This is a genomic window from Stenotrophomonas lacuserhaii (assembly GCF_039674585.1).
Classification (GTDB): Bacteria; Pseudomonadota; Gammaproteobacteria; order Xanthomonadales; family Xanthomonadaceae; genus Stenotrophomonas; species Stenotrophomonas pennii_A.
This window is the reverse complement of the sequence record NZ_JBDJNU010000041.1, coordinates 1-25670: the sequence shown is the minus strand read 5'-3', so window position 1 is coordinate 25670 and position 25670 is coordinate 1. Positions and strand designations below refer to the sequence as shown.

Sequence of the window (25670 nt, the reverse complement as noted above, 5' to 3'; positions counted from 1 at the left end):
CAGTCTCATTGCCTGACGTCGGTTGGGCTGACAGGAGTTCGGTCCCCAATGGCCGAGGTTGAAACACCACAGGAGCTGGACCTGGAACTGGTCCGGCGCGTGCAGCGCGGCGAAAGCGCGGCATTCGATGTCCTTGTGCGCAAGCACCAGCATCGGGTCGTGTCGCTCGTCGGACGCTACATCGCCGACTGGAGTGAGTGCCAGGACGTCGCCCAGGACACGTTCATCCGCGCCTACCGCGCGATCAACAGTTTCCGCGGCGACGCCCAATTTTCGACCTGGTTGCACAGGATTGCCGTGAATACCGCCAAGAACCACCTTGCTGCAAGCAATCGTCGCCCGCCGACCGATGACATCGAAATCGGCGATGCCGAACAGTTCGATTCGGGAACGCGCCTGCGCGATACCGATACGCCGGAACGCCAGCTGATGCGCCAGGAGCTGGAAACCACGGTGATGAAGGCCGTCGCCGCGCTGCCGGAGGAGCTGCGCCTGGCCATTTCCCTGCGCGAGGTGGAAGGCCTGAGTTACGAGGAGATCGCGCAGAAGATGGGGTGCCCGATCGGCACCGTGCGCTCGCGGATCTTCCGTGCCCGCGAGGCGATCGACACTGAACTCCGGCCGCTGCTGGACACCGGCAGCGCCACCCGTGAGAAGAGCCGCCCATGAGCAAGTACGACCAACCCGAAGACAAGATCGACCTGCATAACCGCCAGCAGTTGTCTGCGCTGGTCGATGGTGAACTGGCCTCCGACGAGGCCCGTTTCCTGCTGCGCCGCCTGCAGCATGATCCCGAGCTGCAGGCCTGCCAGGAGCGCTGGGCGCTGCTGGGCGAGGTGATGCGCGGCAAGGCCGTGGCGCCGGCGCCGCTGGATTTCGCCGCGCGCGTTTCGGCGGCGGTGGCGCAGGAACCCGTTCCCCGGGCCGAGCCGCGGCGCGAGCTGCGCACCGGCTGGCGTCGCTGGAGCGGCGGTGCCGCGCTGGCCGCCTCGGTGGCCGCGGTGGCCTTCTTCATGGGGCGCCAATCGCTGGATGAGGGCGCACCGCCGGCAGACCTGCCGGTGCAGGTGATCGCCAGCCAGGCCGAGCTTGCACTGCCGGCGTCCGCGCCGGTGCAGGAGCCTGCTGCATCGCCGTCCGGCGCCGCGCTGGTGGCCAGTGTCCCGGCGGCCGCGGTGGCCGCTGCGGCGCGTCGGCAGGACGCCAGCGTCCGCCGCGCCAGTGCCACGCGCAGCCAGCAGATGGCCCGCGTCGCGCAGCGTGATGACGAGCCGCAGCGTGCGCTCGCCGCAGCCCAGCCGGTGCTGTCGACCCCGCTGTCCACGGCCGCCCGGCACGAGCTGACGTTCGGCAACGTGGGGGCGCTGCAGGCCCGGCCATGGCCGCGCTCCAGCGTGGGTCCGGCCGCCGGGGCTGCACTGAATGCCAGTGTCCCCGGCAACACGCCGGGCGCCTTCTATCCCTTTGAACCGCGGTTGCAGGACGCGCCGCCGGTCCAGGGCCCGCGCGACTGACCGCGCGTGGCCTGCGCCTGCCCGCTGGATGGCGGGCAACGCTTCCCCTTTCTGCTGTCCGATGACCTGTCCGGAGGTTGTATTCCGATGATCCCGCTTACCCGTTCGTTCCGTACCCAGGCCCTGGGCCTGCTGGCGATGACCCTGCCGCTGGCCGCCTGCGCGCAGTCACCGTCGCCGGCCCCGCAGGCCGCCACGGCGCAGTCCGCGGCCGCCGCGCCGCGTGCGCCGGCCCAGCCGCTGGTATCGGGCCTGCCGGACTTCACCAACCTGGTCGACCAGGTCGGGCCGGGCGTGGTCAACATTGAAACCACCATCGTGCGCGGCGGCAACCGCCAGGCACGCGGCGGTGGCATGGGGCCGGGCCAGGATGAAATCCCGGAAATCTTCCGCCGCTTCTTTGGTCCGGAATTCGGCATGCCCGGTCCGGGCGGCCCCGGTGGCGACCCGGACGGCGGCCCCAGCATCAAGGGCCGCGGCATGGGCTCGGGCTTCATCATTTCCGCCGACGGCTACGTGTTGACCAACCACCACGTGGTGGCCGATGCGTCCGAAGTGAAGGTGAAGCTGGGCGACAACCGGGAATTCATCGCCAAGGTGGTCGGCAGCGACCAGCAATACGACGTAGCCCTTTTGAAGATCGAAGGCAGCGGCCTGCCGACCGTGCGCGTCGGTGATTCGCGCACCTTGAAGCCGGGTCAGTGGGTGGTCGCGATCGGCTCGCCGTTCGGGCTGGACCATTCGGTCACCGCCGGCGTGGTCAGTGCCACGGGCCGCAGCACCGGCGGCGCCGACCAGCGCTATGTTCCCTTCATCCAGACCGACGTGGCGATCAACCAGGGCAACTCGGGTGGCCCGCTGTTGAACACCCGTGGCGAAGTGGTCGGCATCAATTCGCAGATTTTCTCCGCTTCGGGCGGCTACATGGGCATCAGCTTCGCGATCCCGATCGATCTGGCGATGGGCGCAGTGGAGCAGATCAAGAAGACCGGCCGGGTCAGCCGTGGCCAGCTCGGCGCGGTGGTGCAGCAGATCGATTCGTTGAACGCCCAGGCGCTGGGCCTGAAGGACAGCCGTGGCGCACTGGTGAATGAGATTGTCGCGGGCAGCGCGGCGGCCAAGGCCGGGGTGCAGGTCGGTGACGTGATCCGCTCGGTGAACGGCAGTCCGGTGAACTCCTTCAGTGACCTGCCGCCGTTGATCGGCGCCCTGCCGCCGGGCAGCAAAGTGAGCATCGGCCTGGTCCGCGATGGGAAGGAGCGTGAGCTCAGCGCCACCCTGACCGAACTGGCCGAAGACGCGCAGGCGGCTGCAAACCGTCCGGCCGCGGCCAACGACGACGCGGCGCCGCAGACAGGTGCCAACGCGCTGCTGGGCCTGGAAGTGGCCGACTTGACCACCCCGCAGCGCAAGCAGCTGGGGCTGGAAGCGGGCGAGGGCGTGCGGGTGACCCGCGTCAACGGCCAGGCCGCCCGCGACGCACGGCTGTCGCCGGGGATGGTGATCCTGCAGGTCGGCCGTACGGCGGTGGGCAGCGTGGAGGCCCTGAACCGGGCACTGACCGGCTATAAAAAGGGTGACGTGGTGATGCTGCTGGTCCGCAGTGGCGGCAACAGCGCCTTCGTGGCCGTGAAGACCGGCAGCTGAGCGGGAAAGGTAGCGCCGGGCCATGCCCGGCGAGCGCAGCGGCGTGACGACCAACGGTCGTCACCCACCGAGGCGGGAAGCTGACGGCCAGCGGCCGTCACTACCAGGGTAGCGCCGGGCCATGCCCGGCGAGCGCAGCGGCGTGACGACCAACGGTCGTCACCCACCAAGGCAAGAAGCATGACGGCCAGCGGCCGTCACTACCGGCGCTCGTCCCGTGCGATAATCCAACGTTTACCCTGACGACGCCCGGCGCCGCCGCCACCTCTATGTCCTCTGATTCGATGCGGAACATCCGCAACTTCTCCATCATCGCCCACGTCGACCACGGCAAGTCCACCCTGGCTGACCGCATCATCCAGCTGTGTGGCGGCCTGCAGGCCCGCGAGATGGAAGCGCAGGTGCTCGATTCGAACCCGATCGAGCGCGAGCGTGGCATCACCATCAAAGCGCAGTCGGTGTCGCTGCCGTACCTGGCGGACGACGGACAGACCTACCACCTGAACTTCATCGATACCCCCGGCCACGTCGACTTCTCCTATGAAGTCAGCCGCTCGCTCGCCGCCTGCGAAGGCGCGCTGCTGGTGGTCGATGCCGCCCAGGGCGTGGAAGCCCAATCGGTGGCCAACTGCTACACCGCGGTGGAGCAGGGCCTGGAAGTGGTGCCGGTGATCAACAAGATCGACCTGCCCACCGCCGATATCGAACGTGCCAAGGCCGAGATCGAGGCGGTGATCGGCATCGATGCCGAAGATGCCGTACCGGTCAGTGCAAAGACCGGCCTGAACGTGCGCGACGTGCTGGAAGCCATCGTCAAGCGCATCCCGCCGCCGGTGCCGCGCGATACCGACAAGCTGCAGGCGCTGATCATCGATTCCTGGTTCGACAACTACCTCGGCGTGGTGTCGCTGGTGCGCGTCATGCAGGGCGAGATCAAGGCCGGTGACAAACTGCAGGTGATGTCCACCGGCCGCAACCACCAGGTCGACAACGTCGGCGTGTTCACCCCCAAGCGCAAGGTGCTGCCGGCCCTGCGCGCGGGTGAAGTGGGCTGGGTGACGGCCAGCATCAAGGACGTGCACGGCGCGCCGGTCGGCGACACGCTGACCATGGCCGGCGATCCGGCGCCCAAGCCGCTGCCGGGCTTCCAGGAGATGCAGCCGCGCGTGTTCGCCGGCCTGTTCCCGGTTGATGCCGAAGACTACCCCGACCTGCGCGAAGCACTCGACAAGCTGCGCCTGAACGATGCCGCGCTGCGCTTCGAGCCGGAAAGCTCCGAAGCGATGGGCTTCGGTTTCCGTTGCGGCTTCCTTGGCATGCTGCACATGGAAATCGTGCAGGAGCGCCTGGAGCGCGAGTACAACCTGGACCTGATCAGCACCGCGCCGACCGTGGTCTATGAAGTACTCAAGACCGACGGCAGCATCGTCAACATGGACAACCCGGCCAAGCTGCCGCCGGTGAACCAGGTGCAGGAAGTCCGCGAGCCGATCATCCGCGCCAACATCCTCACCCCCGAGGAATACATCGGCAACATCATCAAGCTGTGCGAGGAAAAGCGCGGAAGCCAGCTCGGCATCAACTACCTGGGCAGCCAGGTGCAGATCAGCTACGAGCTGCCGATGGCCGAAGTGGTGCTGGACTTCTTCGACAAGTTGAAGTCGGTCAGCCGCGGCTATGCGTCGCTGGATTACGCTTTCGTGCGCTTCGATGCCGGTCCGTTCGTGCGCGTGGACGTGCTGATCAATGGCGACAAGGTCGACGCCCTGTCGCTTATCGTCCACCGTTCGCACTCCGATCGTCGCGGCCGCGAGCTGTGCGAGAAGATGAAGGAACTGATTCCCCGGCAGATGTTCGACGTGGCCATCCAGGCCGCGATCGGCTCGCAGGTGATTGCCCGCACCACTGTCAAGGCCATGCGCAAGAACGTTCTTGCCAAGTGCTATGGCGGCGACGTGTCGCGCAAGAAGAAGCTGCTGGAGAAGCAGAAGGAAGGCAAGAAGCGCATGAAGCAGGTGGGCCGCGTGGAGATTCCGCAGGAAGCCTTCCTGGCCGTGCTGCAGATGGACAACAAGTAACGGTACAGTCGGCCCCTTACCGGGCCGCTTGGCCCCGCGACGCTGCAAAGGACATTGAATGAAAGCGTTTGAGTTCCTCCTGGTTGCCTTGACCCTGGCCTCCGGCCTGATCCTGCTTGCCGACAAGCTGTACTTCGCCCGCCGCCGTGCGCGGCGTGCCGGCCTGCTGGACACCGAACCGGCGCTGGTGGACTACTCGCGCGCGTTCTTCCCGGTGCTGGCGATCGTGCTGGTGGTGCGCAGCTTCATCGCCGAACCGTACAAGATCCCGTCCAGCTCGATGATGCCGAACCTGCTGATCGGTGATTTCATCCTGGTCAACAAGTTCGCCTACGGCCTGCGCCTGCCGTTGACCAACACCAAGTTCGTGCCGGTCAGCGAACCAGAACGTGGCGACGTGGTGGTGTTCCATTTCCCGGGCCACGACGAGCAGGACCCGAACAAGGGCGAGAATTTCATCAAGCGCGTGATCGGCGTGCCGGGTGACCAGATCACCTTCGAAGGCAACGGCCTGGTCCTCAACGGCCAGCCGGTGGAGTACGAAGACAAGGGCATCTACGCCGGCCATCGTGGCCATGGCGAAGGCTCCAGCCTGCTGGTCGAAAAGCTGCCGGGCCGTACCCACACCGTGCTGGAGACGGCGTATCCTGCCGGCCAGGGGGAATGGACCGTTCCGGCGGGCCAGTACCTGGTGATGGGCGACAACCGTGACAACAGCGATGACGGCCGTTTCTGGGGCCTGCTGCCGGAGCAGAACCTGCGCGGCAAGGCGTTCCTGATCTGGCTCAACTGCTCCGGCTGGTTCTGCAAGGACGGTTTCGAGCCGTCGCGGATCGGCTCGGGCGTCAATTGATTCATCCACGCGTATCTGGGGAGAAACGCAATGAACAGCATGAAGGCGCAACGCGGCATTACCCTGACCTCCTTCCTGGTGGTCCTGATCGTGGTCGGCTTCTTCCTTTACGTCGGGATGAAGCTGTTCCCGATGTACCAGGAGAACTATGCCGTCCGTTCGGCGATGAAGAGCCTGGCCAATGAGCCCGGCATCGGCAGCATGCAACCGGCCAACATCCAGAAGCTGCTGTTCAAGCGCCTGTACATCAACTACTCCGAGAACGTGAAGCCTGCCAACGTGAAGTTCGACCGCAAGGACAATGGCTGGACCATGCGCGTGAACTACGAAGTGCGGCGTCCGCTGATCGGCAACATCGACGTGGTCGGCAAGTTCGACTCAACCCAGGACCTCAGCCGTAGCGGTGTCGAATAAAACCTTCCAACGTGGTGACCTGATCGGCCACCCCTTCGCCAATGCGGACCTGCTCACGCAGGCCCTGCGGCACCGGTCTGCCGGCGTACCGAACAACGAACGCCTGGAGTTCCTCGGCGACAGCATCGTCAACATGCTGGTGGCGCAGGCGCTGTATGCGCGCTGGCCGAAAGCCGACGAGGGCGCACTGACCCGCGGCCGCGCCGAACTGGTGCGCGAAGGCGCGCTGGCCGAGCGCGCCCGTGAACTCAAGCTGGGCGAACGGCTGGTACTGGGCGCCGGCGAAATGAAAACCGGCGGCCACCGGCGCGATTCGATCCTCGCCGACGCCTTCGAGGCGGTGGTGGCGGCGATCTACCTGGACGCGGGCTTCGATGCCTGCCGCGCGGTGGTACTGCCCTGGTTCGATGCGGCCATGGACGCCCTGCCGGCGACCGGCCGGCCGGAGAAAGACCCCAAGACCCGGTTGCAGGAATGGCTGCAGGGCCGACAGAAGGCGCTGCCGGCGTACGAACTGGTGTCAGAATCCGGTGACGACCATGCCAAGACCTTCCGGGTACGCTGCAACCTGACAGAACCGGCCGTATGTACCGAGGGCGAAGGCTCCTCGCGGCGGCTGGCCGAACAACAGGCGGCTGCGGCCGCGCTTGACCTACTGGTGGATTCAAAGTGACCGAACAGACCCCCCATCGTTGCGGCAGCGTTGCTGTCATCGGCCGCCCCAACGTGGGCAAATCGACCCTGACCAATGCACTGGTAGGGGCCAAGGTCAGCATTGTCTCCAACCGGCCGCAGACCACGCGCCACCGGCTGCTGGGCATCGCCACCTATCCCGAAGGCCAGCTGGTGCTGGTCGACACGCCCGGCCTGCACAAGGTGCAGAAGCGGGCGATGAACCGGGTGATGAACCGTGCCGCGCGTGGATCGCTGGAAGGCGTCGATGCCGGCCTGCTGGTCATCGAAGCCGGCCGCTGGGACGAAGAAGACAGCCTGGCGTTCAACGTGCTGCGTGATTCCGGCATCCCGGTGGTGCTGGTGGTCAACAAAGTGGACCGCATGAAGGAAAAGGCCGCGTTGCTGCCGTTCCTGCAGCAGATCACCGAAGGCCGCGAGTTCGCTTCGGTACATCCGATTTCGGCGCAGAAGCGCAACGGCCTGGAAGCACTGGTGCGCGACGTGCTGGCGCTGGTGCCGGAAGCCCCGCCGATGTTCGGCGAAGACGAAATCACCGATCGCAGCCAGCGTTTCCTGGCCGGCGAACTGGTGCGCGAGCAGCTGATGCGCCAGCTCGGCGAAGAACTGCCGTACGCCACCACGGTGGAGATCGAGCGCTTCACCGAAGACGGCAACCTGCTGCGCATCGGCGCGGTGATCTGGGTCGAACGCGAAGGGCAGAAGGCCATCGTGATCGGCAAGGGCGGTACCCGCCTGAAGGACATCGGGGCCAAGTCGCGGATGCAGATGGAGCGTCTGTTCGGTGCCAAGGTGTTCCTGGAAACCTGGGTGCGCGTGCGCGAGGGCTGGTCCGACGACGAGGCCGCGCTGAAGGCCTTCGGTTACGAATAAGCAGCGCCTGCGCGGCTGGCCCTGATGCAGATCGCGTCCGAACCGGGCTTTGTCCTGCATGCGCGGGCTTACCGCGAGACCAGCCTGCTGGTGGAGGTGCTCAGCGCCTCGCACGGGCGGCTTGGGCTGCTTGCCCGCGGCGTATCCAGTGCGAAAGGACAAGTGCTGCGCGCGGCGCTGCAGCCGCTGCAGTGGATCCGCTTCGATGCGGTCCAGCGCGGTGACCTGGCGCAGCTGCGCGGCGCCGAGGCGCTGGACGCCGCACCGCGCCTGGCTGGCAACGACATGCTGGCCGGCTTTTATCTGAACGAGCTGGTGATGCGGTTGGCGCCGCGGCACGACCCGCTACCGGACTTGTACCGGGCCTACGGCGAGGTACGCGCACGGCTGAGCCTGGAGCTTTCGCTGGCCTGGAGCCTGCGTCGTTTCGAACGCGACCTGCTGGAAGCGCTGGGGGTGGGTTTCGACCTGGCCTTCGCCAGCGATGGCAGCGCCGTGGACCCGGCCGCGCGGTATCTGCTGGATCCGCAGGAGGGCCCACGGCGGTTGCTCAGCGAACGCGACGGGGAAGGGCGGAGGGGGACGGCAACCGGGGCCGCGCTGCTGGCGCTGGCGCGGGATGAAGAACCCGGTGCCGATGACCTGGCCAGCCTGCGCCTGCCGATGCGGGTCGTGCTGGCCTACCACCTGGGATCGCGCGGGCTGAAATCTTGGGAACTGCTGGACGACCTGGCACGCCGCCGCTGAGGGGGCAGAGTCAGTGCAGCAGGGCGGCCACCGCATCGCGGAAGCTGGCCTGGGCCAGGTCCGAAGCCGGCATCTGGTGCAGGGTGCGCACCGCGCGGCTGAGGCGGGCGGCGCCGACAAAACCACAACTGGCCTGCAGCCGGTGCAGCTGGTTGCGCAGGGCCGGCTCGTCATGGCGGTCCACTGCCTGGTCGACGGCATCCCGCACGCTCGGCAGTTCGGCCAGGAACAGCTCGCGCAGTGCCACCAGATGGTTGCGTTGCCCGTTCAGGGCGGCCAGCGCGGTGATCTCGTCCCAGTCCTGGGCCTCGTTCAGCAGCATCGCCTGGATCGGTGCGCTGTCGACGGGGTAACGCGCGCCCTGGCCCAGGCTGCGACGCACGCCCTTGAGCAGGGCGTCGCGGCCCAGCGGCTTGACCAGGATGTCGCCGAATCCGGCGTCCCGCAGGCGGCCATGCGCGGACGCGTCGCGGTCGGCGGTATGCGCCAGCGCCGGGGTGTCCGGGTGCTGCCGGCGCAGCTGCAGCAGCAGCTCGCTGCCATGACCGTCAGGCAGGTTCGCATCGATCAGCCACAGGTCGTAGTGCCGCACATGGGCACGGGCGAGCGCGGCACTGAGCGAGTCGGCGGTATCCACGTCCGCCGGCAGCGTTTCCAGCGCGGCCTTGAGGAACCCACAGGTGATGATGTCGTCCTCGACCAGCAGGAAACGGGGGCGCGCGGGGCGCGGCGTATTCGTCTGCATAAGGCTGCCTCCATGTCAGCTACGCTGCATATTAACCAGCGCGCGCCGCCTTGCAAGGGTGGAGAGGCGACTTTCGCCCTCATCTGAGACAATACGCGCCCTTTTTCACGCGCAGCCCTTCGCCACGTGGCCCGTCAACGTTCCCGCATCGACCGCACCCTCTTCAGAACCGACATCCTCGACCTGAGCCACGACGGCCGCGGCGTTGCCCGCCGTGATGGCGAAGGTGGCAAGGTCACCTTCATCACCGGCGCGCTGCCGGGTGAAGTGGTGATGGCCGAACAGACCGCGCGCAGCAAGCATTTCGACCAGGCGCGCACGGTCGAAGTGGTGGAAGCCTCGCCGCTGCGCGTGCAGCCGAAGTGCCCGCATTTCGGCGTCTGTGCCGGCTGCGTGCTGCAGCACCTGGAAGAAAGCGAGCAGATCGTGGCCAAGCAGCGGGTGCTGATGGACAACCTGCAGCGCATCGGCCACGTGCAGCCGCAGCAGGTACTGCCGCCGCTGGTGGGCGACAGCTGGGGCTATCGCCGCAAGGGACGCTTCTCTGTGCGTCGGGTCGAGAAGAAGGACAAGACCCTGGTCGGCTTCCGCGAGCTGGATCCGCGCTTCGTAGCGGACCTGTCGCAGTGCCTGACGGTGATCCCGGAGATCGGCACCAGGGTGTCGGTGCTGTCCGCATTCGTCGAATCGCTGGATGGCCGTCGCGACATCCCGCAGATCGAATTCATCGCCGGCGACGATGCGATCGCGCTCACCATCCGCCACATGCAGCCGCTCAGCGAGGCTGATCGCGCGGCCTGGATCGCGTTCGGGCAGGAACACGGATTCGCCATCTTCCTGCAGCCCGACGGCGTGGATTCGGTCCACCCGCTGTGGCCGCAGGAGGTCCCGCTGTCGTTCCGGCTGGCGCCATGGGACGTGGAACTGGCGTTCCGCCCGCTGGACTTCATCCAGGTCAATGCCAACCTCAACGTGAAGATGATCGAGCATGCGCTGGCGCTGCTGGATGCCGGCCCGGACGAGCGCGTGCTGGACCTGTTCTGCGGCCTGGGCAACTTCACCCTGCCGCTGGCCCGCGGCGTGCGCGAAGTGGTCGGCGTGGAAGGCGATGCCGGGCTGGTGGCGCGGGCGAAGGAGAACGCGCAGCGCAACGGGCTGGCCAATGCCAGCTTCCATGCCGCGGACCTGACCCAGGACCAGAGCCAGGCCTCGTGGATGCTGGAAGGCTTCGACAAACTGCTGCTGGATCCGCCGCGCTCGGGTGCCATCGAAGTGCTGCAGCAGCTGCCGCTGGAGCAGTTCAAGCGCATCGTCTACGTCAGCTGCCATCCGGGGTCGCTGGCGCGCGATGCCGGCTACCTGGTCAAGGAGCGCGGCTTCACCCTGGTCAGCGCCGGGGCGATGGACATGTTCCCGCATACCGCGCACGTGGAAAGCATCGCGGTATTCGAAAAAGCCTGATCGGGAGGGACGACCGTTGGCCGTGGTGGGTGACGACCGTTGGTCGTCACGCCCTTCCCGCATAATCTCCCCATGGGCATTGAAATCGAACGGAAATTCCTCGTCACCGGTGACGGATGGCGGGCGGCGGCGCATGCGGTCATCCCGATGGCGCAGGGCTATATCAACGACATGGGCGCGCTGGACCGCGGCGACCAGAAGGCCTCGGTGCGGGTGCGCATCGAAGGTGACGGCGCGGCGCTGAACCTGAAATCGCGCACGCTGGGCCGCAGCCGCCAGGAGTTCGAGTACCCGATACCGGTGCAGGACGCGCGTGAGCTGCTGGCGCTGTGCGTGGGCGGGCTGATCGACAAGCGCCGCCACCTGGTGCAGCACGACGGCCTGCTGTGGGAAGTCGACGAATTCCTCGGCGACAACGCCGGCCTGGTAGTGGCCGAAGTGGAGCTGGATGACCCTGAGCAGGCGATCAGCCTGCCCGCGTGGGCCGGCCGCGAAGTCACCGACCAGGCCCGCTACTACAACGTCGCGCTGGCTTCCCACCCTTACACCCGCTGGTCTCCCGAACAGAAAGGCGATGGGACGGCGTAGCCGACTCCCGAGCGCCGGCCCGCCATAAACGACGTCCTCCCGTCCGCCCCCTTTTTCGGGGCGCGGCCGTCCCCATGTCGGGGGGATGAAGATCGATATCTATTCCGACGTGGTGTGTCCGTGGTGCTGGATCGGCAAGCACCGTTTCGCGCAGGGCCTCGCCCTGCTCGGCGATGAGGCGCCCGCGCTGCAGGTGCGCTGGCAGCCGTTCCAGCTGGATCCGGATGCAGACACCACGCCGGTGCCGCTGCGCGAGGCGTACGCGCGCAAGTTCGGCGGTGCCGAGCGCACCAACCAGTTGCTGGGCCAGACCCAGGCGACTGCCCAGGCCGAAGGCCTGCCGATGGATTTCAGCCGTGGCCAGGTCCGCGTGACCACGCTGCAGGCGCACCGCGTGCTGTGGCTGGCCGGGCAGCATGGGGTGCAGGATGCGGTGGGCGAGGCGCTGTTCCGCGCGCATTTCGAACACGGGCGCAACCTGGCCGATCCGCAGGTGCTGGTCCAGGCCGGAGTCGAGGGGGGACTGGCCGCTGACGACATCCAGGCGATGCTTGGCTCGGACCTCGGGCTGGACGAGGTGCAGCAAGGCCTGCAGCACGCCCATGCCATCGGCATCACCTCGGTGCCGACCTTCGTCATCGACGGCCGTTGGGCAATCCAGGGTGCGCAATCGCCGGAAGCGATCGCCCAGGCGCTGCGCCAGATCGCCGCCGAACACAGCGCAGCCGCCGCTTCCGGCGCGCTGGACGCTGGAGACGGGTGTGGCGCGGACGGCTGCAAGGTCTGACGCTGGGCCACGCTTCTGCGACAATGCGGCGCTGCGCCATCGTGGCGCCTGCCGTGGAGACCTGAACATGCTGCTGATCGGCGTTGCCGGTACCGAACTGACCGCCCAGGAGCGTGAGTGGCTGCAGCACGATGCCGTGGCCGGCGTGGTGCTGTTCAAGCGCAACTTCGCCTCCCGCCAGCAGATCGCTGCGCTGTCCGCCGCGATCCGTGAGGCCGCCCCGCGTCCGCAGCTGATCTGCGTGGACCAGGAAGGCGGACGCGTGCAGCGCTTCCGCGAAGGCTTCACCGATCTCCCGCCGCTGCAGCAGCTCGGCCTGGGCTACGCACAGGATCCACAGGCCGCGCTGGCCGCCGCCGAACAGCACGCCTGGCTGATGGCCAGCGAGGTGCGCGCCAGCGGCGTGGACCTGAGCTTCGCGCCGGTGGTGGACCTGGGTCATGGCAACCGCGCCATCGGGGATCGCGCGTTCAGCGAAGATCCGCAGGTGGTGGCCGCCTTCACCGCCGCCTACGTGCGCGGCATGCACAGCGCGGGCATGGCCGCCACGCTCAAGCATTTCCCCGGCCATGGCAGCGTGCTGGAAGACACCCACGTCGACACCGCGATCGATCCGCGCGGCCTGGATGAACTGCAGGCGCGGGACCTGGTGCCCTTCGTGGCCGGCATTGCCGCCGGCGCCGACGCGGTGATGATGGCCCACGTCATCTACCCCCAGGTGGCCCCGGAACCGGCGGGCTACTCGCGACGTTGGGTGCAGGACATCCTGCGTGGCCAGCTCGGCTTCCGTGGCGTGGTGTTTTCCGATGACATCGGCATGGCCGCCTCGTTCAGCGCCGGCGGCGTGAAGGCCCGCGTCGACGCCCATCTGGATGCCGGCTGCGATGTGGTGCTGGTCTGCCATCCCGAGCTGGTGGACGATGCGCTGCAGGCCATGCAGCATCGAACCTCGAACACCGCCGCGCTGCTCGGCCTGATCGGCCGCGGCGCGCTTGGCTGGGACGGCCTGCTGGCCGATGCCCGGCATGGCGACACCCGAACCCGTTTTCTTGAATCCTCTGGAAGAACCGTCTGATGCCCAACCTCACCATTTCCCAGGCCTTGGAACAGGCCGACCTGCTGGTCGACCGCCCCACCATCGACCAGGCCATCGGCCGCATCGCCGACGCCATCGCCAGCGATTACAAGGGCGAAGTGCCGCTGTTCCTGTCGATCATGCATGGCGCGCTGCCGTTCGCCGGCCAACTGGCACTGGAACTGGGCGCGCGCGGCCAGGACGTGCAGTTCGATTACCTGCACGCCACGCGTTACCGTGGTGAGACCACCGGCGGCGACCTGGTGTGGAAGCACAAGCCGGCCACCGCGCTGTTCGGCCGCCGCGTGCTGCTGGTGGACGACATCCTGGACGAGGGCTACACCCTGCAGGGCGTGCGCACCTGGTGCCTGGAGCAGGGCGCCACCGACGTGCGCATCGCTGCGCTGACGGTGAAGAAGCACGACCGCGCGCTGCCTGACGTGCAGGCCGACTATTCCGGCGTGGAGCTGCCGGACCGCTACGTGTTCGGCTTCGGGATGGACGTCAACGAGACCCTGCGCTGCGTGCCGGCGATCTACGCGATGAAGGAAGGCTGATGCAGCCCATCGCCCTGGCGGTCATCGGCGGCACCGGTGTCTACAACCTCGCCACGCTGGATGACGTGCAGACCCACGAGGTGGAAACCCGCTTCGGTACGCCGTCCGGTCCAATCCGGGTCGGCAGCCTGCTGGGCCACCGGGTCGCTTTCCTGGCCCGCCATGGCGAGGGCCATTCGCTGCCGCCGCACAGGATCAACTACCGCGCCAATCTTGCCGCACTGCAGCAGATCGGCGCACCGCGCGTGCTGGCGCTGAATACGGTCGGCGGCATCGGCGATGCCTTTGGGCCGCGCGTGCTGGCCTGCCCGGACCAGCTCATCGACTACACCTGGGGCCGGATCTCCACCGTGTGTGAAGAGGCCGGCAGCGAGGTCCTGCACGTGGACTTCGGTCACCCGTACACGCCGATGCTGCGAAGCAAAATTCTCGCCGCCGCAAAGGTGACCGGCGTCACGGTGCACGACGGCGGTTGTTATGCCGCAACGCAGGGCCCCCGCCTTGAAACCATTGCGGAAATCGCGCGTCTGCGCCGTGACGGCTGCGATCTGGTCGGCATGACCGGGATGCCCGAAGCGGCCCTGGCGCGTGAGCTCGGGCTTGACTACGCCTGCCTTGCGATCGTGGCCAACTGGGCCGCCGGGTGTGGCGATGGGGAGGAAATCACGATGGCCGAAGTGCTGTCCAACGTGCAGGCCGCGTCCAACGGATTGCCCGAGCTGATCGGGGAATTGGCACGGGGGTGATTGTCATCCTCGGGCAAGGTTTGCATACTCGCCCCGTGCGCAGGGTTTTTGCGCACACCACCCATTCATTGCAAAGGTCTCGCATCAACATGGCAACAGGTACCGTGAAGTGGTTCAACGACGCCAAGGGATTTGGCTTTATTACTCCGGACGACGGCGGCGCTGATCTGTTCGCGCACTTCTCCGCCATCCAGGGCAACGGCTTCAAGTCCCTGCAGGAAGGCCAGAAAGTCACCTTCGAAAAGACCCAGGGCCCGAAGGGCGACCAGGCATCCAACATCCAGCCCGCCTGATCCATCCAGTCGCGTGTTGGAGAACCCCGCCTCGGCGGGGTTTTTTTTTGCCTGCCGCGCGGATCAGGCACAATCGTCGGATGGATCCCCGCATGCGCATCGCCGTCATCGGCTACGGCACCGCTGGCCAGGCATTGGCCATTCTGTTGTCCCGCGACGAACACCACGTCGACATCTTCGAGCGCGCCCCCCACCCCGGGCCGGTCGGCGCCGGCTTCCTGCTGCAGCCCAGCGGCCTGCAGGTGCTGTGGCGGATGGGCCTGCTGGATGCGGTGCGCGCGCACGCCGCACCGGTGCACCGGCTGCACGGCGATACGCCCTGCGGACGGGCGGTGATGGACATGGGCTACGACGGCCTGGATGCGCGCCTGCACGGACTGGGCATGCAGCGTGGCGCGCTGTTCCAGCTGCTGCACCAGGCGCGTGACGGCCTCGGGCAGCTGCATGCTGGCGTCACCATCGCATCGGTCGACCACGAGCGCGGGCTGCTGCGTGATGGCGAAGGGCGACAGCACGGTCCGTATGACCTGGTGATCGCCGCCGACGGCTCGGCATCGGCCCTGCGTGCGCAGGTCGGGGGGACGTCGCTGGACCGGGTCTACCCATGGGGCGCGCTGTGGTGCCTGTTGCCGGCGGAAGATTGGCCGCACGTGAGCGAACTGCGCCAGCGCTACGTGGCGGCGCGCAAGATGATCGGCCTGCTGCCGGTGGGCACGCGCCCCGGCGATGCCACGCCGCGGCTGAGCTTCTTCTGGAGCCTGCCACGCGAAGACTTCGCGCACTGGGAGGCCGATGGCCTGCAACCGTGGCTGGATGAACTGCATGCGCTGTGGCCGGAGGCCGGCCCGCGCTTCGCCCACCTGCAGCAGGCCGGGCAGCTGGCGCGTGCCTCCTACCGCGATGCGGTGATGCGGCGCTGGCACAACGGCCGGCTGGTGCTGGCCGGCGATGCCGCGCATTCCATGAGCCCGCAGCTGGGGCAGGGGGTGAACATGGCGCTGCTGGACGCGCTGGCCCTGCGTGACGCGCTGCGCGTCCACGGCAAGGGCGAGGCCGCCCTGCAGGCCTACCAGGCGCAGCGGCGCGCCCACGTGGCCGTGTACCACTACTGGAGCCGCTGGCTGACGCCGTTGTTCCAGTCCGACCGCGACGCCTGGTCGAAGGCCCGGGACGTGCTGCTGGGGCCGATGGGGCGCCTGCCGGGCGGCCGTGGCCACATGCTGCGCGTACTCAGCGGCACCCAGCGCGGCTGGCTGGGGAAACTGCCGCTGGATCCGGCGTTCATCGATGCACTGGGCGCGCCGCGCGAGGCGGCAGCGGAGGCTGCGTTGTCGGTGGCGTGAACGCCGCCATGACCGGAGTTGACGGTCGGCTCACCCCGTTCATGGCACAACAGCAGGGTACGCACGCAACGCGTGGTCCCCGCACTTCCGTGATCCTGCATCGCGCCCCGGCGGGTGGCCCGTGCTGCTGCCCCCTCTGGCTCGGGCGAGCCGCCTGCAAGGAGTCCCCCATGTTGTTCTCGGCTGAAGCGCTGGAATCGGAAATCTGCAAACTGCGCGGGTTGCTGCAGATGCTGCACGAAGACCAGCCGGACGTGCTGGAAGATGTCTTCGAATTCCATGTCGGCAGCCTGATCAGTCATTCCTCCCCGGAGGAGCACGGGTACATCCGCACGTGCGCCCAGGAGATGCTGGCCACGATCCGGGCGTTGCCGCGGCGGGTTGAAAGCGGCGGGCCGGATTTTCGACTGATGCCGGAGATGCTGGCGGTCGCATGAGTGTTTTGCGCTGCGCGCGGGCTTGAAGCCAGAGCAACAGCCAGAGCAACAGCTGCAGGGCTCCTTGTTAGTGGGGCGGGGCGGGTTGGCGGGGGACGGCAAGAGCCGCTCCTGCGGGCCTTGTTTCGCGCCATCCATGGCGCTCAACACCCCCGCCAACCCACCCCGCCCCACCTTCGACAGGTCCATGGTGGCCATGGACAGAGCAGGGGTAGCGCCGTGTTGTGTCGGGTGGAGGGAGCCCCTGAGTCAGGGGCGGCCGCGAAGCGGCGGGGTGTGGGTGTTGGTGAGACGGGGCCCGCGGTTTGCGCAGCAAAGCGTGGGAGCGGCAGCGCGAATGCGATGACGTGTACCCGCGCCATGGATGGCGCGAAACGAGGCCCGCAGGAGCGGCATTTGCCGTCCCCCGCACAGCCCCACCGCCCGGTCGCCCCCCAGCTGCAGCTCTGAAAGCCACCCGCGAGGGGGTCCCACCCGTTCGACCCACCTACCGCGAAGGCAACAGCACCGCCGCAGCGTCCACGCATGCGACCAACCGCTCGCCGGCCGCCAACACCGGCACCACCCCGGCGGTGAACTGCGAAAACGCCGGCAGCACCGTCACCTGATCGCGCAGCCAGAACGCCGGCAGCCGACGCGGCAACCCCGGCAGCGCGGCCAGCGGATGCAGGTGGCCGCCAATCACGTGGGCCTGCGCATCCGGCTCCGGTTCGTGGCGCAGCAGGAACGGACCCAGTGCGGCCTGCCCTTCGTGCACCTGCACCTGCAGGGCGGCTTCGGACAGCGCGCGGTCGTGGTTGCCGCGCACCACGTGGACCGTAAGCCGGGGCCGCTGCTCGCGCCAGGCCAGCCAATGGCTGTACCACGGCGCGCGGTGCAGCGGGCCGTGCAGCACATCGCCCAGGATCCACAGCTGCTCGCAGGCGGTACGTTCAACCAGCTGCTGCAGCCGCTGCAGGTCGGCGGCGGTGCCGCCCACCGGCAGCGCGATGCCGGCGCGGCGGAAGATGTCGGCCTTGCCCAGGTGCAGGTCGGCGATCAGCAGCGCGTGCAGTCGCGGTATCTGCAGCGCGCGCTCGCCAAGCAGGATCACCTGTTCGCCGGCCAGCTGCAGGACAAGGTCATCGGGCATTGCGCTTTTCCAGTTGTTGCGCAGCACGCAGCACGCGCGTGCGCCAGTCTTCGTTGCTCAGCTGGCCGCGCAGCCGTTCGGCCCACAGCGGGAAGCCCAGCGGCGTCAGCGAGCGCGGCGCCTGCAGCGACAGCGAGCGGCGCTGCATCCGCTGCAGCGCGTCGCGCAGTCCGTCCACGTCCAGGCTGTCATGCAGTACTTCGTGCTCGGCCAGCTGCAGCAGCATGTGTTCCGGATCGTGTTCGCGCAGCACGTCGTACAGCAGGCCGGCGGAGGCCTGCAGCTGGCGCAGGGAACGCGGCATGCCGCCCGGCAGGCTGGGTACCAGCAGGCCCGACACCCGCGCGATGCCGCGGAACTGGCGGCGTGCCAGCTCCCCCAGGTTGACCGCCGCGCGCAGGTCATCAAGCAGCGCGCCAGGGTCCAGCAGTGCGTTCCACTGCGCCGCATCCAGGTCGATGGGCAGTGCCGGCGCCAGCACCAGCCCGTGGTCGTTCACCGCATAGCCGATGCTGTTGCGCTGCAGCCGCGTGCAGCGCAGCGCCAGCAGCGCCGCAAGCGCTTCATGCACGTGGCGGCCGGCGAACGGGTACACGAACAGGAACTGGCCTTCGCGACGACGCACGGCTTCCACCAGCAGGTGATCCGGCGCAGGCCGCGCCGACAGGGTGTCCTGCAGGGCCAGCAGGGGTGCCAGCCAGCGCGATTCCGGGCTGTCGTCGTCACCGCCCAGCACCGCTTCCATTTCACGCCCCAGCGAAGGCGACAACGCCAGCTGGCCGCCCTGCCAGCGCGGCACCACGCCTTCTCCACCGCGCGCCACGCGCACGTAGGCGGTCATGTCCTTCAGCTGTACCAGTTCGAGCAGGCGGCCGGCGAACTGGAAGCGATCACCACGGCGCAGGCGGCCGGCGAACTGCTCTTCCACCGCGCCCAGGCTGCCGCCACGCAGGAACTGCACGCGCACGCTGCCGTCGCTGCTGATGGTGCCGATGGAAAGGCGATGGCGCAGGGCCTGGCGTCGGTCGTGCACGCGGTAGATGCCATCCTCGTCCTGCACCGCCTTGTGGAAATCGGGGTACTGCGCCAGCGCCCGCCCGCCCTGCACGATGAACAACAGCACGTCCTGCCACTGCGCGTCGCTGAGTTGCGCGAAGGCATGCGTGCGGCGCACCTGGGCGAGCAGCGCGTCGGCGTCGAAGCCGCCGGCCAGCGCGCGGCTGATGCAATGCTGGGCCAGCACGTCCAGCGACAGCCGAAGCGGGCGCCGTGCCTCGACCACGCCGGCGGCGAGGGCGCGGCGCGCGGCAGCGTACTCGGCCAGCTCCAGTGCATGGCTGGGCACGCAGAGGATCTCGCCGCTGGCGCCAGGGCGATGCCGCGCACGTCCGGCGCGCTGCCGCAGCCGCGCCACGCCCTTCGGGCTGCCCAGCTGCAGCACCTGTTCCACTTCCGGGAAATCCACGCCCAGGTCCAGGCTCGACGTAGCAACCACGCAGCGCAGGGCGCCGGCGCGTAGTCCGTCCTCTACCTGCTGGCGTAGTGCGGGATCCAGCGAACCATGGTGCAGCGCCAGCGTGGCACTGTCTTCGGGCCACACCGCAGACAGCGCCTGGTGCCAGAGTTCGGCCTGCGCGCGGGTATTGGTGAACAGCAGGCTGCTGCGCGCGCCCATCAGCGCCTGCAGCACGCGCGGCAGCTGCCCCAGCCCCAGGTGGCCGGCCCACGGGAAGCGCTCGCCCGGCTCGGGCAGCAGGCTGCGCACACGTACCGGGCGCGGCCTGGCCCCCTCCACGGTCACCGCATCCGGACGATCAGGCAGCAGCACCGCGCGGGCCTGCGGCAGGTTGCCCAGCGTGGCCGACAGGCCCCACAGCTGCATCGCCGGTGCGGTGTCGCGCAGCAGGGCCAGGTTGAGCTGCAGCAGCACGCCGCGCTTGCTGCCCAGCAGTTCATGCCATTCGTCCACCACCACGCAGCGCAGCTGGCGCATGCGCGCCAGCGTATCGGGGTAGCTCAGCAACAACGCCAGCGATTCCGGGGTGGTGACCAGTACGTCCAACCGGCCTTCGCGGGCGAGGCGTTTGTCGCGGCTGCTGGCATCGCCGCTGCGCAGGCCCACCTGCCAGTCCAGGCCAATGGCCTTCAACGGCGCCTGCAGTGCGCGTGCGGTGTCCGTGGCCAGCGCGCGCAGGGGCGTCACCCACAGCACCTGCAACGGCCGCACCGCGCTGCGACGGGCCGGCGCGGGCAGGGGATCGACCAGCGCCTGCAGCAACGGGCCGCCGAACATCGCCAGGGTCTTGCCGCTGCCGGTGGGCGTGTGCAGCAGGCCGGACTGACCGGCCAGGTAGTGCCGCCACATCGTGCGCTGGAACGGCAGCGGCCGCCAGCCGCGCTCGGCGAAGAAGCCCTGCAGGCGCTTGAGCGCCTCGGCTGCGGTCATCGCGCAAGGGCCTGCAGCTGTTGGAGATGGTCGGCTTCGGCGGCGGGCTTGTCCTGGCGCCAGCGCAGGATGCGCGGGAAGCGCACGGCGATGCCGGACTTGTGCCGCTTGCTGACATTGACCGCTTCGAAGCCCAGCTCGAACACCTGTTCGGCACGCACGCTGCGCACCGGGCCGAAGCGTTCGCGCGTGTTGGCGCGGATCCAGCGATCCAGCGCGAGGATTTCCTTGTCGTCCAGGCCGGAGTAGGCCTTGGCGACCGGCACCAGTTCGTCACCCTGCCACACCCCGAAGGTGTAATCGGTGTACAACGTGCTGCGCCGCCCATGGCCCGCCTGCGCGTACAGCAGCACCGCATCGATGGTCAGCGGGTCCACCTTCCACTTCCACCAGTCACCACGGCGGCGGCCGGCCTGGTAGATCGAATCGGCACGCTTGAGCATCAGGCCTTCCACGCCGCGCACGCGGGCTTCTTCGCGCAGGGTGGCGGCGTGCTGCCAGTCCCCGGCATGGACCTGCGGAGACAGCTGCAGGCGGGGATCATCCAGCGCGCCGAGCAGCGCAGCCAGGCGTTGCCGGCGCTGCTGCAGCGGCACGTTGCGCAGGTCTTCGCCGCCTTCTTCCAGCAGATCGTAGGCGAGCACACGGACCGGCGTGCTGCGCAGCGTTGCCGGCCCCGGCTTGCGCCGCTGGATGCGCGTCTGCAGGGCGGTGAAGGCACGCGGCAGGTCCGCCTCCGCGTCCCAGGCCAGCAGCTCACCGTCGATCACGCAGCCATCGGGGAGTGCGGCGGCGGCCTGTTCGATTTCCGGAAAACGCCCGTCCAGCCGCTCTTCGCCGCGTGACCACAGCGCGACCTCGCCCTGCCGGCGCAGCAGCTGCAGGCGGATGCCATCCCACTTCCATTCCAGCAGCCAGTCGGCGACCGGACCCAGCGTCTGCACGTCCGCTTCCAGTGGCGATGCGAGGAAGAACGGGTAGGGCTGCTGGCGGTCCAGCGGCAGTTCTTCGTGCGTCAACAGCGTCGCCAGCAGGGTGGGCGAGGGCACCCAGTCGCCGAGCATGCGCTGGGCGATGCGGGCGATATCCAGCCCGGACAGTTCGGCCAGCGCCTGTTGCACCAGACGCTGCGATACGCCGACCCGCAACGCGCCGGTGAGCAGTTTGTTGAACACCAGCCGCTGCGGCGCAGGCAGCGTGCGCCAGCCGGTTTCCACGGCGGCGCGGCGGATCGATTCGTCCTGGTTGGCCACGGCCAGCAGATGGGTTTCGATCCAGTCCACCAACGGGCGATCCAGTGCTGGCTGGCGCGGCTCATCCACCAGCAGGGTCAGCGTTTCGGCCAGGTCGCCGACCTGTTCGTAGCTGTCTTCGACCAGCCATGCCGGCAGTCCGGATTCCTCGGCCAACCACGCACGCAGTTCACCGCTGGCAGCGATCCTGCGACGCGCGCCGCCGACCTTGCCGCCGCTCAGCAGGTACAACGCCCACGCGGCGTCGTGCGCGGGTGCGTGGCGGAAGTAGTCGACCAGCGCGGCGCGTTTGTCGCCGGTGGCGGTGCTGCGGTCCAGGCGCTGGTACAGATCGGCGAAAGCCTTCATTCTTCGCTCCCGTAGTCGGTGCGGAAGGCTTCGGCGGCGGTGCCGTTTTCGCGCAGGTAGCGGATCAATGCATCGGTATTGCCGTGGGTGGCGATGATCCGGGTGGCGCCGGTCTGCGCGATGGTCTGCAGCAGCGCCGGCCAGTCGGCATGGTCGGACACCACGAAGCCGCGGTCGACGTTGCGGCGGCGGCGGTTGCCGCGCAGGTGCATCCAGCCGGAGGCAAACCCCAGCTGGTGGCGGCCGAAGCGGCGCACCCACGGCGTTCCCGCAGCCGATGGCGGGGCCAGCACCAGGCGGCCGGCTGAATCGGGCTGGCGGCCCTGTTCGGCCACCGCCTGGGTGGCCAGCATCGGGATGCCGGCCTGGCGATACACCTGCACGCCGTTGTCGATCGCCCCGTGCAGCCAGGCCGGCTGGTCGTCCAACGGCAGCAGCTCGGCAAGCACCCGCTGTGCCTTGCCCAAGGCATAGCAGAGCAGGATCGCCGCTTCGCCCCGTTCGCCACATTCGCGGCGCCAGGCAACGATGTCGGCGGCCACCTCGGAGGTATCGGGCCAGCGGTAGATCGGCGAGGCGAAGGTGGCTTCGGTGATGAACGTATCGCAGGGCACCACCTCGAAGGGATCGCAGGTGGGATCGGGCTGGCGCTTGTAGTCGCCGGACGCCACCCAGACCTGCTCGCCGTCGTCGATGCGCACCTGTGCCGAGCCCAGCACGTGGCCGGCCGAATGCAGCGAGACCTCCACGCCGCCCATCCGGAACGGCACGCCCCAGCGGTGGGTGTGGATGCGCACGTCGCCCAGCCGCCAGCGCAGGATGGCTTCGCTGGACGGGCTGCAGTGGTATTCCTGCATGCCGCCGCGGGCGTGGTCGCCGTGGCCATGGGTGATCACCGCGCGCGGCACCGGCCGCCAGGGATCGATGTGGAAATCGCCAGCGGGGCAGTACAGTCCTTCCGGACGCAGCACCACCAGATCGTCGCGTCTGCTCATGCCATCACTGTGCCGGGCCATTCGTGCAGGAGGTGAGAATCCGCCTGAACAGCAGCCCCTCCCGCGCTGGGGCAGAATCAAGGGCCATGCGGCCAGGGAGGCGTTCCACCATGCGCGACCAAGCAGCACCGTTCCAGACCCACCTCGTGCAGAACCAACCGCCCGCGTTCGCCGGCCGCGACCTGTGGGCCGATGATGCGGCGCTGGTGGAAGCGGTGGACCGGGGCGGCGCATCGACCTTCGCCGGTCGCCTGGCAGCGTACGGACGGCTCGCGGGCGATGCGCTGTACCGGCTCGGCTTCGATGCCAACCGTGATCGTCCGCGCCTGCGCACGCACGATGCGCAGGGCCATCGCATCGACACCGTGGAGTTCCATCCGGCGTACCACCAGCTGCTGCACACGGCCAAGGAACACGGCGTGGCCGGGCTGTCCTGGCACGAGCCGCAGCCCGGCGCGCACGTGGCGCGTGCCGCGCTGAGTTACCTGCACCACCAGGCCGAAGCCGGGACCAGCTGCCCGCTGACCATGACCCACGCGGCGGTGGCGGTGCTGGCCGACCATCCGGTGCTGTCGGAGTGGGCACGCAAGGCGGCCGCGCCGGTGTACGACCCGCGCGATGTGCCGATCGCCGACAAGGCCGGCATCACCCTGGGCATGGGCATGACCGAGAAGCAGGGCGGATCGGACGTGCGCGCCAATGCCACCGTCGCCGAGCCCGGCGCGGATGGCAGCTACCGGTTGGTCGGGCACAAGTGGTTCTTCTCCGCACCGATGTCCGACGGCTTCCTGGTGCTGGCCCAGGCGCCGGCAGGCCTGACCTGCCTGCTGATGCCGCGGCGGCTGGCCGATGGCAACCGCAACGCGTTCCAGTTGATGCGGTTGAAGGACAAGCTGGGCGACTGGTCCAACGCCTCCGGCGAGGTGGAATTCACCGGCGCCCAGGCTTGGCGGGTGGGCGAGGAAGGGCGTGGCGTGGCAACCATCATCCACATGGTGATGATGACCCGGCTGGACTGCATGCTCGGCGCTGCCGCGGAAATGCGCATGGCGCTGGCGCAGGCGCTGCACCACGCGCGTCATCGGCACACCTTTGGACAACGCCTGTGTGACCACCCGCTGATGGCCAACGTGCTGGCCGACCTAGCACTGGAATCCGAAGCGGCGACCGCGCTGGCCCTGCATGTAGCGGCGGCGGTGGACCGCGCGGCGCGCGATCCGCGCCAGGCCCTGTTGGCACGGGTCGGCACCGCGCTGGGCAAGTACTGGTTATGCAAGCGCGCGGCGGCGTTCGTCAATGAGGCGCAGGAATGCCTGGGCGGAGCGGGCTACGTGGAAGAGTCGATGCTGCCGCGGCTGTACCGGCAGGCGCCGCTCAATTCGATATGGGAAGGCAGCGGCAACATCCAGTGCCTGGACGTGCTGCGTGCGCTGCAGCGCGAGCCGGCGGCGTTGCAGGCACTGCATGAGGAGCTGCTGGCCGGCAGCGGACTGGATGCGACCTTCGACGAGGCGATGTCGCGCTGGTGGACCGCGCTGCCACCGGAGCCCGCACTGGCGCGTGTGTACTGCGAGCGGCTGGCACTGCTGCTGCAGGGCTCGATCCTGCTGCGCGCGGGCAGTCCGTTCGTGGCCACGTTCGTGCGCAGCCGGCTGGGCGGTGAACACGGCCTGGCCTTCGGCACGTTGCCGCTGGGAATCGACAGCGCGGCGATACTGGCACGCGCGTTGCCCTGACCGCGGGCAAAAAGAAAGGCGCCGGCCTGCGCCGGCGCCCGCCAGGTGGAAGGAGGCGATCAGTGCTGGCTGTGGTCGGCGTTGTCCTTGGCGTCGTCGGCGACGTCGCGGGCCTTGTCGGCCACGTTCTGTGCCGCGGTGGCGGTAGCTTCGCTGGCATTGGCGGCCGCATCCTTGGCGGCAACCTTGGCTTCAGCGGCCGCGGCGGCGGTCGAATCCGCTGCGCGGTCCAGTGCCTGCTGGGTATCGGCGGCGGCTTCGCGGGAGGCGGCGGCGGCGTCATCGGTGGCATCGCGGGTCGCGGCGGCGGCGCGATCAACGGCATCGCGTGCGGCGACGCCGGCGCTGTCGGCGGCCTGGGCGGCATCCTGTCGCGCCTGTTCGGCTTCGGGGCCCTTGCAGGCGGCCAGGCCGAGAACCAGCGCGGAGGCCAACAGGGACGTGGTCAGGGTGCGGATCTTCATGGCGCGCTCCAGGATCAGGGTTTCAGGGATCGCCAGCCTATTCATCGACCGGTCTAGGGCGGGTGAAGTTTCTGCGCTTGCGCGCGGCTTCGAAGCCGACGGCAACGGCAACGGCAACGGCTGCAGGGCTGAGGGTTTGGTGGGGCGGGGTGGCTGTGCAGGACACGCCGTGAATCCGTCCATGGAGGCTCGCTTTTCGCATCCATGCGAAAAGACGGTCCTGCACACCCACCCCGCCCAACCTTCGACAGGTCCATGGGGGCCATGGGCCCTTCGGTAGCGCCTACCCATGGTCGGCGGACTGGTTCCGCCAACGGTCCGCTGCGCTCGCCGAGCATGGCTCGGCGCTACCGCTTTTCTTCTTTTTCTTACGCGGGTGGCGGCCACCGGAACCTGTCAGGGGGCCGGGCGGTGGGGCTGGGCGGGGGCGTTGAGCGCCATGGAT

At 68.5% G+C, this 25670-nt stretch carries 25 protein-coding genes; 19 read left to right on the top strand and 6 right to left on the bottom strand.

The window, feature by feature from the left end:
- Window positions 1-48: 48 nt before the first annotated feature.
- The 9 genes from rpoE to recO all read left to right on the top strand — a co-directional run bounded on the left by rpoE (window position 49) and on the right by recO (window position 8819).
- Window positions 49-669 (top strand): RNA polymerase sigma factor RpoE, encoded by a 621-nt coding sequence (gene rpoE, locus ABE522_RS14240; RefSeq protein WP_346592258.1) that lies wholly within the window; start codon window positions 49-51, stop codon window positions 667-669.
- A complete protein-coding gene (locus tag ABE522_RS14235; protein WP_346592251.1) occupies window positions 666-1514 on the top strand; it encodes a sigma-E factor negative regulatory protein in 849 nt (282 codons plus the stop codon). Before rpoE ends, ABE522_RS14235 begins: the two co-directional genes overlap by 4 nt.
- Window positions 1515-1601: 87 nt before the next feature.
- Window positions 1602-3161: a DegQ family serine endoprotease gene (locus ABE522_RS14230; RefSeq protein WP_346592250.1), complete on the top strand. Its 1560-nt coding sequence runs from the start codon at window positions 1602-1604 to the stop codon at window positions 3159-3161.
- 284 nt (window positions 3162-3445) lie between these two features.
- The gene (gene lepA / locus ABE522_RS14225) at window positions 3446-5239 is read left to right on the top strand and encodes a translation elongation factor 4 (RefSeq protein WP_042615285.1); all 1794 of its coding nucleotides are present in this window, start codon (window positions 3446-3448) and stop codon (window positions 5237-5239) included.
- A 58-nt stretch (window positions 5240-5297) separates the two neighbouring features.
- Window positions 5298-6092, top strand: coding sequence for a signal peptidase I (gene lepB / locus ABE522_RS14220; protein WP_346592249.1), 795 nt, complete (start codon window positions 5298-5300; stop codon window positions 6090-6092).
- Between the two features lie 30 nt (window positions 6093-6122).
- On the top strand, window positions 6123-6506 hold the full coding sequence (locus ABE522_RS14215; protein ID WP_042615281.1) for a DUF4845 domain-containing protein: 384 nt from the start codon (window positions 6123-6125) through the stop codon (window positions 6504-6506).
- Window positions 6496-7179, top strand: a complete 684-nt coding sequence (rnc, locus tag ABE522_RS14210) for a ribonuclease III (protein WP_101099601.1) — start codon at window positions 6496-6498, stop codon at window positions 7177-7179. The genes ABE522_RS14215 and rnc overlap by 11 nt, the downstream gene beginning before the upstream one ends.
- The gene (gene era, locus ABE522_RS14205) at window positions 7176-8072 is read left to right on the top strand and encodes a GTPase Era (RefSeq protein ID WP_057507294.1); all 897 of its coding nucleotides are present in this window, start codon (window positions 7176-7178) and stop codon (window positions 8070-8072) included. The genes rnc and era overlap by 4 nt, the downstream gene beginning before the upstream one ends.
- Before the next feature lie 24 nt (window positions 8073-8096).
- Complete coding sequence (recO, locus tag ABE522_RS14200) at window positions 8097-8819, top strand: DNA repair protein RecO (RefSeq protein WP_346592248.1); 723 nt, start codon at window positions 8097-8099, stop codon at window positions 8817-8819.
- A 10-nt stretch (window positions 8820-8829) separates the two neighbouring features.
- Here recO and ABE522_RS14195 read toward each other — a convergent pair whose 3' ends face one another.
- Window positions 8830-9564, bottom strand: a complete 735-nt coding sequence (locus ABE522_RS14195) for an Hpt domain-containing response regulator (protein WP_346592247.1) — start codon at window positions 9562-9564, stop codon at window positions 8830-8832.
- A gap of 126 nt (window positions 9565-9690) precedes the next feature.
- Between ABE522_RS14195 and rlmD the strand changes: the two genes are divergently transcribed.
- The 9 genes from rlmD (at window position 9691) to ABE522_RS14150 (ending at window position 16851) form a co-directional block, all read left to right on the top strand.
- Window positions 9691-11025 (top strand): 23S rRNA (uracil(1939)-C(5))-methyltransferase RlmD, encoded by a 1335-nt coding sequence (gene rlmD / locus ABE522_RS14190; protein WP_346592246.1) that lies wholly within the window; start codon window positions 9691-9693, stop codon window positions 11023-11025.
- 72 nt (window positions 11026-11097) lie between these two features.
- The gene (locus ABE522_RS14185) at window positions 11098-11613 is read left to right on the top strand and encodes a CYTH domain-containing protein (RefSeq protein ID WP_346592245.1); all 516 of its coding nucleotides are present in this window, start codon (window positions 11098-11100) and stop codon (window positions 11611-11613) included.
- Between the two features lie 85 nt (window positions 11614-11698).
- Complete coding sequence (locus ABE522_RS14180; protein WP_346592244.1) at window positions 11699-12400, top strand: DsbA family oxidoreductase; 702 nt, start codon at window positions 11699-11701, stop codon at window positions 12398-12400.
- A 67-nt stretch (window positions 12401-12467) separates the two neighbouring features.
- Complete coding sequence (nagZ, locus tag ABE522_RS14175; RefSeq protein ID WP_346592243.1) at window positions 12468-13475, top strand: beta-N-acetylhexosaminidase; 1008 nt, start codon at window positions 12468-12470, stop codon at window positions 13473-13475.
- Window positions 13475-14032 carry a hypoxanthine-guanine phosphoribosyltransferase gene (locus tag ABE522_RS14170; protein WP_101099608.1) on the top strand — a complete coding sequence of 186 codons (558 nt, stop codon included), beginning with the start codon at window positions 13475-13477 and terminating at the stop codon, window positions 14030-14032. Before nagZ ends, ABE522_RS14170 begins: the two co-directional genes overlap by 1 nt.
- Window positions 14032-14778 carry an S-methyl-5'-thioinosine phosphorylase gene (locus ABE522_RS14165; protein ID WP_346592242.1) on the top strand — a complete coding sequence of 249 codons (747 nt, stop codon included), beginning with the start codon at window positions 14032-14034 and terminating at the stop codon, window positions 14776-14778. The genes ABE522_RS14170 and ABE522_RS14165 overlap by 1 nt, the downstream gene beginning before the upstream one ends.
- A gap of 89 nt (window positions 14779-14867) precedes the next feature.
- Window positions 14868-15071, top strand: a complete 204-nt coding sequence (locus tag ABE522_RS14160; RefSeq protein ID WP_042614976.1) for a cold-shock protein — start codon at window positions 14868-14870, stop codon at window positions 15069-15071.
- Between the two features lie 80 nt (window positions 15072-15151).
- Window positions 15152-16414 (top strand): FAD-dependent oxidoreductase, encoded by a 1263-nt coding sequence (locus tag ABE522_RS14155; protein WP_346592241.1) that lies wholly within the window; start codon window positions 15152-15154, stop codon window positions 16412-16414.
- Window positions 16415-16584: 170 nt separating this feature from the next.
- Window positions 16585-16851, top strand: coding sequence for a hypothetical protein (locus ABE522_RS14150; RefSeq protein WP_346592240.1), 267 nt, complete (start codon window positions 16585-16587; stop codon window positions 16849-16851).
- 487 nt (window positions 16852-17338) lie between these two features.
- Here ABE522_RS14150 and pdeM read toward each other — a convergent pair whose 3' ends face one another.
- Genes pdeM through ABE522_RS14130 form a run of 4 tightly spaced genes read right to left on the bottom strand, consistent with a single transcriptional unit; the run spans window position 17339 to window position 23025 of the window.
- Complete coding sequence (gene pdeM, locus ABE522_RS14145) at window positions 17339-17983, bottom strand: ligase-associated DNA damage response endonuclease PdeM (protein ID WP_346592239.1); 645 nt, start codon at window positions 17981-17983, stop codon at window positions 17339-17341.
- The gene (locus tag ABE522_RS14140; protein ID WP_346592238.1) at window positions 17973-20429 is read right to left on the bottom strand and encodes a ligase-associated DNA damage response DEXH box helicase; all 2457 of its coding nucleotides are present in this window, start codon (window positions 20427-20429) and stop codon (window positions 17973-17975) included. The genes pdeM and ABE522_RS14140 overlap by 11 nt, the downstream gene beginning before the upstream one ends.
- Entirely contained in the window at window positions 20426-22030 is a 1605-nt protein-coding gene (locus ABE522_RS14135; protein WP_346592237.1) for an ATP-dependent DNA ligase, read from the bottom strand. Before ABE522_RS14135 ends, ABE522_RS14140 begins: the two co-directional genes overlap by 4 nt.
- Window positions 22027-23025 carry a ligase-associated DNA damage response exonuclease gene (locus ABE522_RS14130; RefSeq protein WP_346592236.1) on the bottom strand — a complete coding sequence of 333 codons (999 nt, stop codon included), beginning with the start codon at window positions 23023-23025 and terminating at the stop codon, window positions 22027-22029. The genes ABE522_RS14135 and ABE522_RS14130 overlap by 4 nt, the downstream gene beginning before the upstream one ends.
- Window positions 23026-23135: 110 nt before the next feature.
- Between ABE522_RS14130 and ABE522_RS14125 the strand changes: the two genes are divergently transcribed.
- Window positions 23136-24761 (top strand): acyl-CoA dehydrogenase family protein, encoded by a 1626-nt coding sequence (locus tag ABE522_RS14125; protein ID WP_346592235.1) that lies wholly within the window; start codon window positions 23136-23138, stop codon window positions 24759-24761.
- A 59-nt stretch (window positions 24762-24820) separates the two neighbouring features.
- Here ABE522_RS14125 and ABE522_RS14120 read toward each other — a convergent pair whose 3' ends face one another.
- Complete coding sequence (locus tag ABE522_RS14120; protein WP_042613274.1) at window positions 24821-25225, bottom strand: hypothetical protein; 405 nt, start codon at window positions 25223-25225, stop codon at window positions 24821-24823.
- Window positions 25226-25670: the final 445 nt, after the last annotated feature.

What these genes read in the sequence shown, in the direction of transcription:
- ABE522_RS14140 (WP_346592238.1), bottom strand. Translation starts at nt 20,429, where the DNA reads ATGACCGCAGCCGAGGCGCTCAAGCGCCTGCAGGGCTTCTTCGCCGAG.
- nagZ (WP_346592243.1), top strand. Translation starts at nt 12,468, where the DNA reads ATGCTGCTGATCGGCGTTGCCGGTACCGAACTGACCGCCCAGGAGCGT.
- ABE522_RS14195 (WP_346592247.1), bottom strand. Translation starts at nt 9,564, where the DNA reads ATGCAGACGAATACGCCGCGCCCCGCGCGCCCCCGTTTCCTGCTGGTC.
- ABE522_RS14155 (WP_346592241.1), top strand. Translation starts at nt 15,152, where the DNA reads ATGGATCCCCGCATGCGCATCGCCGTCATCGGCTACGGCACCGCTGGC.
- ABE522_RS14160 (WP_042614976.1), top strand. Translation starts at nt 14,868, where the DNA reads ATGGCAACAGGTACCGTGAAGTGGTTCAACGACGCCAAGGGATTTGGC.
- ABE522_RS14170 (WP_101099608.1), top strand. Translation starts at nt 13,475, where the DNA reads ATGCCCAACCTCACCATTTCCCAGGCCTTGGAACAGGCCGACCTGCTG.
- ABE522_RS14120 (WP_042613274.1), bottom strand. Translation starts at nt 25,225, where the DNA reads ATGAAGATCCGCACCCTGACCACGTCCCTGTTGGCCTCCGCGCTGGTT.
- ABE522_RS14185 (WP_346592245.1), top strand. Translation starts at nt 11,098, where the DNA reads ATGGGCATTGAAATCGAACGGAAATTCCTCGTCACCGGTGACGGATGG.
- ABE522_RS14150 (WP_346592240.1), top strand. Translation starts at nt 16,585, where the DNA reads ATGTTGTTCTCGGCTGAAGCGCTGGAATCGGAAATCTGCAAACTGCGC.
- ABE522_RS14135 (WP_346592237.1), bottom strand. Translation starts at nt 22,030, where the DNA reads ATGAAGGCTTTCGCCGATCTGTACCAGCGCCTGGACCGCAGCACCGCC.
- ABE522_RS14165 (WP_346592242.1), top strand. Translation starts at nt 14,032, where the DNA reads ATGCAGCCCATCGCCCTGGCGGTCATCGGCGGCACCGGTGTCTACAAC.
- ABE522_RS14125 (WP_346592235.1), top strand. Translation starts at nt 23,136, where the DNA reads ATGCGCGACCAAGCAGCACCGTTCCAGACCCACCTCGTGCAGAACCAA.
- ABE522_RS14180 (WP_346592244.1), top strand. Translation starts at nt 11,699, where the DNA reads ATGAAGATCGATATCTATTCCGACGTGGTGTGTCCGTGGTGCTGGATC.
- rpoE (WP_346592258.1), top strand. Translation starts at nt 49, where the DNA reads ATGGCCGAGGTTGAAACACCACAGGAGCTGGACCTGGAACTGGTCCGG.
- ABE522_RS14130 (WP_346592236.1), bottom strand. Translation starts at nt 23,025, where the DNA reads ATGAGCAGACGCGACGATCTGGTGGTGCTGCGTCCGGAAGGACTGTAC.
- lepA (WP_042615285.1), top strand. Translation starts at nt 3,446, where the DNA reads ATGCGGAACATCCGCAACTTCTCCATCATCGCCCACGTCGACCACGGC.
- ABE522_RS14215 (WP_042615281.1), top strand. Translation starts at nt 6,123, where the DNA reads ATGAACAGCATGAAGGCGCAACGCGGCATTACCCTGACCTCCTTCCTG.
- ABE522_RS14235 (WP_346592251.1), top strand. Translation starts at nt 666, where the DNA reads ATGAGCAAGTACGACCAACCCGAAGACAAGATCGACCTGCATAACCGC.
- recO (WP_346592248.1), top strand. Translation starts at nt 8,097, where the DNA reads ATGCAGATCGCGTCCGAACCGGGCTTTGTCCTGCATGCGCGGGCTTAC.
- pdeM (WP_346592239.1), bottom strand. Translation starts at nt 17,983, where the DNA reads ATGCCCGATGACCTTGTCCTGCAGCTGGCCGGCGAACAGGTGATCCTG.
- ABE522_RS14230 (WP_346592250.1), top strand. Translation starts at nt 1,602, where the DNA reads ATGATCCCGCTTACCCGTTCGTTCCGTACCCAGGCCCTGGGCCTGCTG.
- lepB (WP_346592249.1), top strand. Translation starts at nt 5,298, where the DNA reads ATGAAAGCGTTTGAGTTCCTCCTGGTTGCCTTGACCCTGGCCTCCGGC.